This is a genomic window from Streptomyces sp. H39-S7 (assembly GCF_027158205.1).
GTDB lineage: Bacteria > Actinomycetota > Actinomycetes > Streptomycetales > Streptomycetaceae > Actinacidiphila.
On record NZ_JAPVLU010000077.1, the window covers coordinates 1,424 to 12,953 of the forward strand.

General features: G+C 70.8%; 11 protein-coding genes and 2 pseudogenes. 5 read left to right on the forward strand and 8 right to left on the reverse strand.

The genetic code is table 11. From position 1 onward, the window contains the following. Positions 1–821 (forward strand): annotated as a pseudogene (locus O3X23_RS40210) (transcriptional regulator); the annotation flags it as partial. A 163-nt stretch (positions 822–984) separates the two neighbouring features. Here O3X23_RS40210 and O3X23_RS40215 read toward each other — a convergent pair. Further along, positions 985–1,554 carry a TetR/AcrR family transcriptional regulator gene (locus tag O3X23_RS40215; RefSeq protein ID WP_269279040.1) on the reverse strand — a complete coding sequence of 190 codons (570 nt, stop codon included), beginning with the start codon at positions 1,552–1,554 and terminating at the stop codon, positions 985–987. Positions 1,555–1,654: 100 nt separating this feature from the next. Between O3X23_RS40215 and O3X23_RS40220 the strand changes: the two genes are divergently transcribed. Continuing rightward, complete coding sequence (locus tag O3X23_RS40220; RefSeq protein ID WP_269279043.1) at positions 1,655–2,521, forward strand: SCO6745 family protein; 867 nt, start codon at positions 1,655–1,657, stop codon at positions 2,519–2,521. A gap of 113 nt (positions 2,522–2,634) precedes the next feature. Here the strand turns inward: O3X23_RS40220 and O3X23_RS40225 are convergent, their stop codons facing one another. The 3 genes from O3X23_RS40225 to O3X23_RS40235 all read right to left on the reverse strand — a co-directional run bounded on the left by O3X23_RS40225 (position 2,635) and on the right by O3X23_RS40235 (position 4,893). After that, on the reverse strand, positions 2,635–3,510 hold the full coding sequence (locus O3X23_RS40225) for a metallophosphoesterase family protein (RefSeq protein ID WP_331284009.1): 876 nt from the start codon (positions 3,508–3,510) through the stop codon (positions 2,635–2,637). Between the two features lie 68 nt (positions 3,511–3,578). Further along, entirely contained in the window at positions 3,579–4,094 is a 516-nt protein-coding gene (locus O3X23_RS40230) for a TetR/AcrR family transcriptional regulator (protein WP_269279046.1), read from the reverse strand. Positions 4,095–4,365: 271 nt separating this feature from the next. Beyond that, on the reverse strand, positions 4,366–4,893 hold the full coding sequence (locus tag O3X23_RS40235; protein WP_269279049.1) for a winged helix-turn-helix transcriptional regulator: 528 nt from the start codon (positions 4,891–4,893) through the stop codon (positions 4,366–4,368). 60 nt (positions 4,894–4,953) lie between these two features. On the opposite strand from O3X23_RS40235, the gene O3X23_RS40240 reads away from it, so the two are divergent. Beyond that, positions 4,954–6,393 carry an MFS transporter gene (locus tag O3X23_RS40240; RefSeq protein ID WP_269279053.1) on the forward strand — a complete coding sequence of 480 codons (1,440 nt, stop codon included), beginning with the start codon at positions 4,954–4,956 and terminating at the stop codon, positions 6,391–6,393. A 160-nt stretch (positions 6,394–6,553) separates the two neighbouring features. On the opposite strand, the gene O3X23_RS40245 is transcribed toward O3X23_RS40240, so the two are convergent. Beyond that, a complete protein-coding gene (locus O3X23_RS40245) occupies positions 6,554–7,231 on the reverse strand; it encodes an SMI1/KNR4 family protein (protein WP_269279056.1) in 678 nt (225 codons plus the stop codon). Positions 7,232–7,605: 374 nt separating this feature from the next. Here O3X23_RS40245 and O3X23_RS40250 point away from each other — a divergent pair, with 374 nt between their 5' ends. Then, complete coding sequence (locus O3X23_RS40250) at positions 7,606–8,895, forward strand: sulfite oxidase (RefSeq protein WP_269279059.1); 1,290 nt, start codon at positions 7,606–7,608, stop codon at positions 8,893–8,895. A 241-nt stretch (positions 8,896–9,136) separates the two neighbouring features. Here the strand turns inward: O3X23_RS40250 and O3X23_RS40255 are convergent, their stop codons facing one another. The 3 genes and pseudogenes from O3X23_RS40255 to O3X23_RS40265 form a co-directional block, all read right to left on the reverse strand. Then, positions 9,137–10,093: an arsenic resistance protein gene (locus O3X23_RS40255; protein WP_269279062.1), complete on the reverse strand. Its 957-nt coding sequence runs from the start codon at positions 10,091–10,093 to the stop codon at positions 9,137–9,139. A 70-nt stretch (positions 10,094–10,163) separates the two neighbouring features. Beyond that, positions 10,164–10,241, reverse strand: a pseudogene (locus O3X23_RS40260) (MerR family transcriptional regulator); the annotation flags it as partial. Between the two features lie 257 nt (positions 10,242–10,498). Continuing rightward, a complete protein-coding gene (locus O3X23_RS40265; protein ID WP_269279066.1) occupies positions 10,499–10,915 on the reverse strand; it encodes a MerR family transcriptional regulator in 417 nt (138 codons plus the stop codon). A 179-nt stretch (positions 10,916–11,094) separates the two neighbouring features. Between O3X23_RS40265 and O3X23_RS40270 the strand changes: the two genes are divergently transcribed. Beyond that, on the forward strand, positions 11,095–11,530 hold a 436-nt coding region (locus O3X23_RS40270; RefSeq protein ID WP_443048121.1), incomplete at its 3' end, for an alpha/beta hydrolase family protein.

Consider the following 11,530-nt stretch of genomic DNA (forward strand, 5'->3'; position numbering starts at 1 on the left):
CCCCCGCTCCCCGCCCCTGGTACCGCCGCCGACGAGTCCTGACGCCCACCGCCGTCGCCTGCGCGCTGCTCGCCATGTGGAGCGGTACGTCAGCCCTGTCGGACGGCCGCTCCTCGCCCAGCCCCCGGCAGCAAGATCCCGTCCCGTCCGCCACCGGCAGCGGTCCCACCGTGGCCACGCGGCCGGCCGCCGGCCTGCCCCTCGCCTGGAGTGTCGACTCCTTGGTGTGGGACAAGGGCTGCGACCACGACTACGTCATCGACAAATCGCCGGCGCAGGTGCCTCCGCCTCCGGCCGAGCAGGACGCCGGGGTGTGGGCGGCGGCGCAGGGCGCGGTGCACGGGCGGCAGACGAAGGTGCAGATCTCGGTGCAGGGGCGGTCGTCCACGGCCGTGGTCCTGGAGGCGCTCCACGTCCGCATCGTCAGCCGCGCCAAGCCGGCCGCCGGGAACGCGTACGCCATGGGCCAAGGCTGCGGCAGCGACCTCACGCCCCGCCGCTTCACCGTGAACCTCGATGTCGACCACCCCATCGCCCGCCCGAAGGATGGCGCCGACAGCCAACACACCATCCTGGCAGTGAACTTGCCGTACCGCGTCTCCGCCGAGGCTCCGGAGGTGCTGCTGGTCGATACGACGACACAGACCTATGACGCCCGCTGGTACCTCGAAGTCGACTGGTCCTCCCAGGGCCGCACCGGCACGATCCGCATCGACGACCACGGCCGCCCGTTCCACACGACGAGCATCAAGGGAATGCCGCACTACTGGTACGGCACGAACGCCACAGGCGAGCGTGCCTGGGTGCCCTACGACAGCTAGGTGTATCGACCCGTGCGGCTGGGACGCGGCCGGCGGGTGGCTGGCACCCCCGCCGTTGCCCGACTTCTGGACGTCACCGGCACCGACCAGGTGTGCGTCCTGGCCGACCACCGCGACCAGGCCCCCGGTTCACCGTCGCCCCCCTTGGTTCCGTTGATACCGGTCAGCCTGTCGCGGGGTTCTCGGCAGAATGGAACATCTCAGCTGTCAGCGCCCGGAACGCCTCTTCGGGGTCCCGGCCGTCCAAGGGGCCGTCCAGGTTGTGGGAGAGCAGCAGCGTCGCAAAGCCGTGGGCCACCGACCATGCAGCCATGAAGCCGATGAGCGGGTCGTCGCCGTAGCCCGCCACTGCTCCACGGAGCCGGCTCCGCGTCGCCTCGCGCGCTGCGAGGAGTTGCGGGTCGTCCTGGCGGAGGAGTTCCGGGCGGAACATGATCTGGAAGTGCGCCGGGTGGGCAGTGGCGAAGCGCACGTACCGGACGCCCAGGCCGCGCAGGTCGTCCGCTTCGCCGAGGGCGGTGGACAGGAGGCCGTAACCCTCGGTGGCGATGGCGGTGAGCAGGCCGGCGCGGTCCTTGAAGTGGTGTGCGGGCGCGGCATGGGAGACGCCTGCGCGGCGGGCCAGGTCGCGCAGGGACAGGGCCGCCGGTCCTTCGGTGGCGATGACGTCGAGGGCCGCAGCGATCACGGCTCGTCGCAGGTCTCCATGGTGGTAGGCGCGGTCGGTGGTCATGTGCAGCAGGTTACCCACAATCTAGACGTTGACAAGTTGGTTCGCCGAATGCAATCTAGTCGATGTCAAGATGTGCGAGATCGCAGGAAGAGGAATCGTCATGGAAAACGGCAACGGACGCGTACGGCAGATGTGGCATCTCTTGGAGCCACTGCACGCCGTCCTCTACTACGCTCCCGAGGTTTTCGAAGAGGTAGAGGCGCTAGGTTTTGACACCAACGAGCGCTGGCCGAGCTACTTCGCCTTGCGGGCGGCGCCGCTCGGGGCGGCCGGAGCCCATCAAGTGGCCTCCGCCTTCTACAGCTTCAGTCCGCGCATGGTCGCCGAGTACATCCCCGCCGCCTGGGACGTCGCCGCGCCGGAGAAGGTGCTTGCGGCACGCCGGCGGGGCATCGATCGGGCCTACCGCGCGCTCATCGGCGAACGGACGGACAGCCCCGACCTCGCCGAGGCGGCCGCGCTCGCCCGCCGGGCGGCGGAGGCCGCGCACACCGCGGGCCGCCCGCTCGCCGCCGCCAACGCCGCACTGCCCTGGCCCCAGGAGCCGCATCTCATCCTGTGGCAAGCCACGACGATCCTGCGCGAGCACCGCGGCGACGGCCATCTCGCCACCCTCCTGACCGCAGGACTTGATCCCGTGGAGGCCCTGGTGTCCTTCGCCGCGATCGGCGCGGCGCCGACAGAGGTCTTCGCGAGCCGCGGCTGGAGCGAGCAGGAGTGGGCGGCCGCCCGCGAACGGCTCATCGCGCGGGAACTGTTGGACGCCGACGGAGTGGTGACCGACGCGGGTCGCGCCCTGCGCGCCGAGGTCGAGCGCCGCACTGACGAACTGGCGGCTGCCCCCTGGCACGCGCTCGGCGCCGACGACACCGCGCGGCTCGCAGAGCTCCTCGGCCCGCTCTGGGTGGAGGTCCTCAGCTCAGGAATGCTGCCCAGTCAGACCACGCTCGGCATCGGGAAGGTCTGATGGCTTGAACTACCGGCGCGGTCAACGAGTGTGGTGCGGACAACCAAGGATCGGCCGGCGGCAGCCGAACGCAGGCCGCTCTGCAGTGGACTCCGGATTCGGCTCAGCGCAGCTCAGCTCGCGGCGCCGGGGCCGAGTCTGTCGATAACCTCGCGCATCTCCTCCTCGTCGGCCTCGTAGACCGTCTGCCCCATGCGCGGGTCCCGGGCATGGAGTGTGTGGATGAGGGGCCCGCGGGGCGCTCCAAGATGGACGAGAGAGGCTGATGGGCCGTGGACGGCACGCTCGGTGCCGGGGCGGGCGCTGAGGTCGATACGGCTGACGACGCCGGGCACGACCGAAACGGTGGCCTGCTCCAAGCGCCCCAGAATCTGCAGGTGGAAGTGTCCGCACAGGATGAGTTGGACGTCGGTCCCGCGAATGGTGTCGGCCAACTCGGCGCTGTTCTGCAGACCCAGCGCCCGTTGCACCTCGACATCCAGGGCGAGCGGCGGGTGGTGGAAGGCCAGTACGGTGCCCAACGGCGCTGTGGTGCGCAGCAACTCGCGGAGCCAGTCGAGTTGACCGCCGCCCAGCCGGCCGTATCCCTTTCCGGGAACGAGGGTGTCCAGCGTGATCAGCCGCCATCCGTCGATGGTGGTCGCCCCCGCCCGCTCGCCGGCCGGTCCTTCGTACGTTGCCTCAGGCTGGGCGTGGCCGACGCCGAGGACTCCGGCGAAAGCGGTGCGCTCATCGTGGTTGCCGGTCGTGTAGAAGACGCTCGCCCCTCGGCGGCCGGCGTAGTCGGACAGGAGTTCGCGCGCCCGCGCGTAGGCCTCATGTGAACCGTCATCCGCGACATCGCCGGTGACCACTACCGCGTCGAGGTCGTGCAGATCGCCCAGTTCGGCCAGCAGGCAGCGCAACGCCGCGGTGCCGTCGGCCCCGTCGGCATCCGGGCCACCGGACCGGTCAAGATGAGTGTCAGAGAGATGCAGTATCCGCATCATCCGAAGGTATCCTCCGGCGCTCACGTGAACCACGGCCTTTTTCCCGCCCGTTCGCTGCGGCGATGAGGTCAGGCCTTGCCGCGGGGCGGACGCCGCGGGGTATCGAGGACCTGCTCGGCGAGTTGGCGGGCGGCGGCTGCCGGGTGAGTCTCGGGGCACGTGGCTCCGGCTGCCAGCGCGCCGTCGATCAGCAGGAGGATTTGATGGGCGGCCCGCTCCGGCTGCAGATGCCCGAGCGCGAGGAGTTCGTGTTCGAGCAGCCGGGTCACGCGCTCCCGATACTCGCGGGTGATGGCGTGCCCCGGGTGGTCGGGGTCGGCCAGCGCGAGGTCGGCGGCCAGATAGCGGCAGCCGCGGAAGTCCGGCGTGTCGAGGAATGCGGCGATGCCGTCGAACACGGCCAGCAGGCGGGCGCGCGGGTCGTCGCCCGCGGCCTGCATGGTGTGCTTGTAGGTGGCCTCGTCCTGGGCGGTGCTGCGCCGCAGTACCTCGGTGATCAGCCCGTCCTTGCCGCCGAAGTCCTCATAGAGCGAGCGCCGGGCCACGTTCGCCGATTTCAGCAGGGCGTCGACACCCACGCCCATGCCCTGGCTGTAGGCCGGCCCCACCCAGGGCCAGCACGCGGCGACGGGGCAGGGCCCGGGAGACGACGGCGTTGTCGGGCTCGTCGCGATGTGAAGTGGTCATGCGCACGACACTGGGAGTGCTGCCTGTGCGAGCCATGTGAATCAGCAGTCTGATTCCGGTCGACCCATGGCCGGTTGTGCACAACGCGGACCGGGGGCACCTCCACAGGGGCCGCGCTGCCTATCCGGCCGATCGAGGCGACCCCTTCACTCCTGATCGCTGCTGAGTTCAGGAACCTTCGACGGGCCCGGCCCGATCCCATCCGGGCGCCCGCACATCGATCGTGAGACCTCCCGACCCGATCTCCTCACCGCAGGTCCGGCACGTCGACGTCGGAACGAGGTCGTGCTCGGCGCGGTGCTCGGAGCCGGGGCCGCCGCGATGCCGGAAGGCGACCGGCGGAGCGTCCACCGCCCAGCGATCACCCCAGGCCAGCAGAGCGCGCATCACTGGTGCGAGATCGCGGCCCGCCTCGGTGAGGTGGTACTCGAAGCGCGGGGGGCGGTCGCTGTAGGCGCGGCGCTCGATCACGCCCACCTCTTCCAGTGCGCGCAGTCGGGCGGCGAGGCGGTCGCGGGGGGCGCCGGTATTGCGGACGATCCGGTCGAAGCGCTGGTTGCCGTAGAAGATCTCGCGGATCGCCAGGAGGGCCCAGCGTTCGCCGACGAGTTGCAGCGCGGCGGCCACGGAGCACGGCCGTCCGGGCACTTCGGGGTGCGGCACCGCGTGCTCGCCCTGCTTCGTGTTCGAGGTCACGTTCCCCATCATCCCCCGAGTCCGTTGTGTTTTCAAACCCACACAGATAACCTCCGGGCCATGACAGTTGGAATTTCAAACCCACCAAGGGCGTCCCGCGCCGTGTTCGCGACGGTCGCCGCCGCGGTCTTCATGTCGAACCTCGACCTCTTCATCGTCAACGTGGCCCTCCCTGCGGTCGGCCGCTCGTTCGGCGGCAGTGGACTTGGCTCCCTGTCCTGGGTCCTCAACGGCTACGCGATCGTCTTCGCGGCACTTCTCGTCGTCGCCGGCCGCGTCGCCGACCGTTCCGGCCACAAGCCGGTCTTCCTGACCGGCCTGGCGGTGTTCACCCTCGCCTCGGTCGGCTGCGCACTCGCTCCCAACGTGGGGACGCTGGTAGCGGCACGGCTCGTGCAGGCCGCCGGCGCCGCGCTGCTGATACCGACCTCGCTCGCGCTGCTGCTCGACACGACGGCGCCCGACAAGCGCGCAGGGGCGGTGCGGGCCTGGGCGTCGATCGGCGGGATCGCCGCCGGACTGGGGCCGGTGGTCGGTGGGCTGCTGGTCGAGGCCGGCTGGCGCTGGGTGTTCATCGTCAACGTGCCCGTGGGGCTCGCGGCGTTCGCGCTCGGTGTCAAGGTGCTGCCCTCGCCCGGACGCGATCGGGCAGAGAAGAGTCCGCTGCCCGACCTGTTCGGCGCCGTGCTGCTCACCGGATCGATCGCAACGCTCTCACTCGGCCTGGTCAAGGCGCCCGACTGGGGTTGGACCAGCGCCGGCACCCTCGGCGGCCTGGCTGGCGCGGTGCTGCTCGGCGTCTGCTTCGTCCTGCGCTCGGCCCGCCACCCCGTGCCGATCGTCGAACTGCCCCTGCTGCGGGTTCCGGCGTTCGCCGCGGCCGCGGCCGCCCTGACGCTGTTCGCCATCGCGTTCGCCGGAATGCTGCTCGGCGCGGTGCTGTGGTGCCAGGGCGTGTGGGACTACTCGGCGCTGCGCACCGGCTTCGCCATCGCGCCCGGACCCTTGCTGGTGCCACCGGTGGCGTTGCGGATCGGGCCCGCCGTCGCCAGATTCGGTGCGGGCCGCATCGCGCTGGCGGGAACTGTCCTGTTCGCGGCCGGCATCCTGTGGTGGGCCGCGACGCTCGACACCGGCTCGGCCTACGCGGCCTCGCTTCTGCCCGGCATGATGCTGACCGGCCTCGGCGTCGGCATGACGATCCCGGTCCTGACCGGGGCATCGGCGGCCGCCCTGCCCCCCGCCCGCTTCGCCACCGGCTCGGCCATCACGACCATGGGCCGCCAGATCGGCGCGGTCCTCGGCGTCGCGATCCTGATCGGCATCCTCGGCACCCCCGCCCCCGGACACGCGGTCGCCGCGTTCCAGCACGGCTGGTACGCGGTCGCCGCAGCGTCCCTGCTCGCCGCGTGCGCGACGATCCCGCTCGTCCGCAAGCCGCGACCAGCCGCCGCCACGGCAGCCGATGCCGCAGAGGCGGCGAAGGCCGGCGCCGCCTGAGAAGCGGGTCCCGTCCGTCGAGGGACGCACGGGACTCGCGCCCCGCCGAAAAGCCGCTACGGCGCCGCGCCCTCAGGAGCGCGGCACCCGCGAACCCGGATCAGGTCGCAGGTCGCAGATCGCAGGTCGCAGGTCGCAGGTCGCAGGTCGCAGCCACGGTCTACGGTGCCGACAGGGCGGCACGCTCCGCGTTGCTCAGCCAGTCGGTGTACCAGCGGGCGAACGTCACCCGGGTGTCGTGGTCGAGGAGCGGCGTGAGGTCGACATCGTCCGCGCGACGGTCGGACCAGATCGTGCCGCGGTGGCGGCCGCTGATGATCAGCCATTCCCTCTGGGCGCAGCCCAGGTGGGAGACGGTGATGGCGCCGACGGTGCGCTCCGGGGCGAACATGACAGCCTCCCACCGCGCGTCCCACGCCTCCATGGCGTCGTCGAAGTCCTCCATGTCGTCGAGGTCCTCTTCCTCGGGGCGCTGGGAGAGAAGGTCGTCGAGCAGCTCGGGGTCCGGCCCCTGGTCGGGAAACGGTTCGGCAAGCCTGGAGAGGTCGGCCAGGTCCGCGCCGTCGCCGTCCCAGCGCCAGCGGTCCTGCACCCGGCGAACGGGAAACAGGCCGTATGCGGGGCCGGCGCCTCCCGCACCGACGTGGACCAGGAAGGCCCGGTACTCCTCCGGCAGCCGCACGCCGATCTGGGCTTCGAGCTCGGCAAGCTCCCCCTCGGTCAGCGGATCCTCCAAGAGCCACTCGTGGCCCAAGGCCCCGAACACCTTGCTGCCCGCAGGCCCCGCACCCACCGCCTCGACCCGCTGACGTACGCCCACCCACCACTGGTCAGTCATGCCCCGACCGTACGCGCCGCCACCGACATCGCTCCCGGGAGAGCTCAGGGCAAGGGACACCCGGACCTGCGTCACTGGCGGCAGTTGGATGTGAGCCGGACCGCACCTGTCCAGGTTTTCGGATACGCCGGACGAGCCCGCTGGCCTGGCCTTACCATCGGGACCGTGACCGCCGACAGCCGCATCTCAGCCATGTGCCGCCCTGTGCCGCACTGCTGTTGTTGCTGACCCTCGCTTCGGCTCCACCCCTTCTCCGCCCCGTCGCGGGCATCGTCGGCGCACGCCACGCATGCGCTTTTGCGTCGGCACCGGCCGACGACGCCTGAGACGGCCCCCCGTTTGTCCACCCTCTTCCCCCCGAGAGGTATGTACCCATGCGTAGCGACGAATCCATATATGACCGCGGCCGGTTGGCCCAGTGGCTGGCCGGTGAGGCCCGGGCCGAAGGCGTGTCCCGCCGCGATCTCCTGCGGCTGGCGGCCGCCGCCGGCGTGGTCACGACGCTGGCGGGCCTGCCGACACCGGCGGCCGCCGCCACCTCCGCGCCGGGCCCGGGCATCGTCAAACCACTCCCACCGGAGCTGTTCACGATCCGCGGCACCAACGCCGAGACGAACTGGGCGGCGCTGCGGGGCACCGGCTTCCATACCCCGGTGGACCGGTTCTTCGTCCGCAACCACTCCTCCACACCCGTGCTGGACAGGGACACCTGGTCCCTCAAGCTCTGGGGCAGCGGCCTGCGCGGCGCCCCGGATGCCACCCGACCGGTCGAGTTCGACTACCACGACCTGCGCCGCCTGCCCTCCGTGACGATCGACGCGTTCATCGAGTGCGCGGGCAACGGCCGCAGTTACTTCACCTCCCAGCAGGGCGACACCGCTACCGGAACCGCCTGGACGCTCGGCGCCATCGGAACCGCCCGCTGGCGGGGCGTCCCGCTCTCCCATGTCCTGGAACGTGCCGGATTGACCCGGCACGCCGTGGACATCCAACCGCGCGGCCTGGACGACGAGTACGTGTCCGGCGGTGTGAACCTCGGCCGTGTGCGGCGCCCGCTGCCCGTGGCCAAGGCTTTGGACGACGTGATCCTCGCCTACGAGATGAACGGCGAGCCGCTGCCGTACGACCACGGCTACCCCGTGCGTGTCCTCGTCCCGTCCTGGGTCGGCATCTCCAATATCAAGTGGGTTGGCGACATCGAGGTCTCACATCAGCCGCTGTACTCACCGTGGAACACGGACTTCTACAAGCTGTTCGGCCCCGCCTACCCCGAGGGCGGCAGCGCCCCGCTGACTCGGCAGACCCTCAAGAGCGCCTTCGAGACCGCCCCCGGTGCGACGTTCGCCGCGGGTTCCCGGCACCGGTTGACCGGACGTTCCTGGTCAGGCAACGGGGGAATCCGGCACGTCGAGGTCAGCACCGACGACGGCGCCACCTGGCGCCGCGCCCGGCTCCAGGACCGCCCCCGCGCGGCCGCGTGGTCCCGCTGGTCCACCGACTGGCACCCCGACACGCCCGGCCCCACCGCTCTGCTGGCCCGCGCCACCGACACCACCGGCCGCACTCAGCCCGTCCGGAGCACCCCCAACGCCCAGGGCTACCTCTTCGACGCGGTCGTCCGCCATCCCGTCAGCGTCATCTCCGGGAGCCGCTCCCACTCCTGAACTCATCGGGCCGGAGAGGCTCGCAGTATCGGGCGGCCGGGCGGAGCGGCAGGGGCCGCTGCCCTGGCCGCCCGGGGGCGGGCTGATAGGTGAGTCTGGTGTGTGGCACCGGCACGCGGCCTGGCGGTGCCCGGCTGTGCGAACCGATGGGTCATCTTCATCGAACCCAGCCTCCGCAACGCGGGACCGCCGGCGAAACCCCTCACCCTACGACCACGACGGTGGGGAGAACCGACCGCGCTCAGGAACCGAACGGAGCCGCGGTGACCTGGGCCGCGGGGACGAGGCGGGGGACGAGGCGGTCGTTGGCGGCATCCACCGAGAGGGCGTCGGGCAGGGCGAGCGCGAGGGGCAGGACGACCAGGGAGTTGCGGGTCGCGCCGGTGAAGACGACCGCCCGCCCTGCGGGTGCGTCGAGCCGGAACAGGCGGGCGACGGCCTTCCCGGCGAACGCCATGACGATCAGGAAGGCCACGTAGAACGGGATGACGGCTACGACATCGGCCAGGCTGTCGCCGAGCTTGGGGACCTGAGAGGCGGCCACGACCAGCAGGGTGGCGGCCATCAGCGGAACCATCGTGGTGGTCGCGACGTCGGATACCTTCCGACCGGCCGGGCGGCGGGCCGCCCACGCCTGCAACGCCCAGGACAGCGCGAGGGGGATGACGATCAGGACGAGGAACGCCTTGACGAACGGGCCGACCTCGACGATGTCAGCCAGCTCCGAGCCCATGAACCAGTACAGGAACGCGGGCAGCAGCAGCATCTGCACGACCAGCAGCAGCGGGGTGGCCGCCAGCAGGCGGCGGCTGGAGCCCCCGGCCAGCCCGGAGAAGACGATCACGTAGTCCACACACGGGCACAGCAGCACCAGCAGGACACCGATCCGCACGGCCTGGTCGGCGGGCAGGAAGGCGAACATCGCGGCGACCACCAGCGGTACCACGACGAAGTTCACCACCAGGGCGGCGGACAGGAACCGTCCGTCGCGCAGCGAGCGGAGCAGTTCGGCGGCCGGCACCTGGAGGAAGGTGACGAACAGCAGCGCGCCGAGCACCGGGTTGATGGCATGCTCCAGCCCCGGCCCGGCGGACGGTGCCACCCAGCCCACCAGGGCGCCCGCCGCCAACGCGCCGAGATACACCGCGATCTGGTGGTGCTCCATCCGCCCGACCGGACCTGACGGTTCCTGCGACACCCGACCGCTCCCTTGCTCCGTACCGGACCACCCCTGGTGGCCGTCCACTTCTGTCGTCGGGCAGGAGCCCGACATCCTCGTAGAAGCGCAGCGTGGTGGCGGTAACGCCGCAGCGTTCCGCCGGCTGCGAGATCCGGTAGGTGCTCACGCCATCGACGGTAGACCTTCGACTCGACTCGAAGGTCGAACCGGCCCCGCGCCCGGGGCGCCGTTTCCGGTGCGACGGGCGATGACGGCGTTCGTGGTGCCCTGTGCCCGGGCCCGGGCGACATGCGGTCGCAGCACCCGCCGCAGCGGCGCCGTTCGCGAGCTCGCCAGTGCTCGTGACTACACGAGCTGGTCACTGTTCCAGAGCACCGCGAACGGACTGGACGACGTCATCCCCCACCTTCCCGAGCTTCTTGATCACCACCACGGAGGGTAGCGCCGCTGACCTGCGCCGGAGCGGTCGATGCCGGGCCGGCAGGGGGTCCCGGTGTCCATGGTTGCGGAGGCGCTGGCGATGACCGCGTCGAGCCGGTCTCGGGTGTGTGTGAGATCGACGATGTGCTGGTCGATGTGACCGCGCTCCACAGCCAGGCGGTCGAGGAGTTCGGGTGTGGCCTTGCCGTCGATGACGCAGGGCGTGAGCTCAGCGATGATCTTGCTCGACAGGCCGGCGGTGAACAGCTCCCGGACCAGGAGGATCCGGGCAACCGCGGTTTCCGGATAGTGGCGCTGGCCACTGTTGCTTCGCTCGGCGGTGAGCAGGTTCTGCTCCTCGTAGTACCGCAGGGCCCGGGTGCTGACGCCTGTGCGGCGGGCGAGTTCCCCAATGCGCATTCGGAGCTCCGTGTGATCTACGCCATAACGACTTGCCTTTGACGTCAACGTCAAGTTTTAGCGTAGCTGACATGACCTCAGGGCTTTCGCCCGATACGTCACGGATCAACGCCGCACGCATCCTCAACGTCAAGACCACCTGACCCGCCACCCGCACCACACCGGAAAGAAGCACGCACATGACGACCCACCAGACGACCGGCCCCACCGGCCCCGCTCCCACCCCGACCGTGACGGTCAAGCCGATCGTGCTGCCCGCCCCCGAGCGCGGCCAGGACCTGCACGTGCGCGTTTCCGCACCGCTCACTGGCACACGCCTGCCGATCGTGCTCTTCGCCCACGGATTCGGCTCCGACCTGGACGGCTACGCACCGCTGGTCGACCACTGGGCCTCTCATGGCTTCGTGGTGATCCAAGCCACGCACCTCGACTCCAAGCGGGTCGCCATCGCCGCGGACGACTCCCGCAGGCCCCACCTGTGGCGCTACCGCGTGCAGGACATGAAGCGCATCCTGGATGAGCTCACGCCGCTGGAGGCATCCGTGCCCGGCCTCTCCGGCCGGGTCGACCACAGCCGCATCGTCGCAGCGGGCCACTACTACGGATGCCACATCG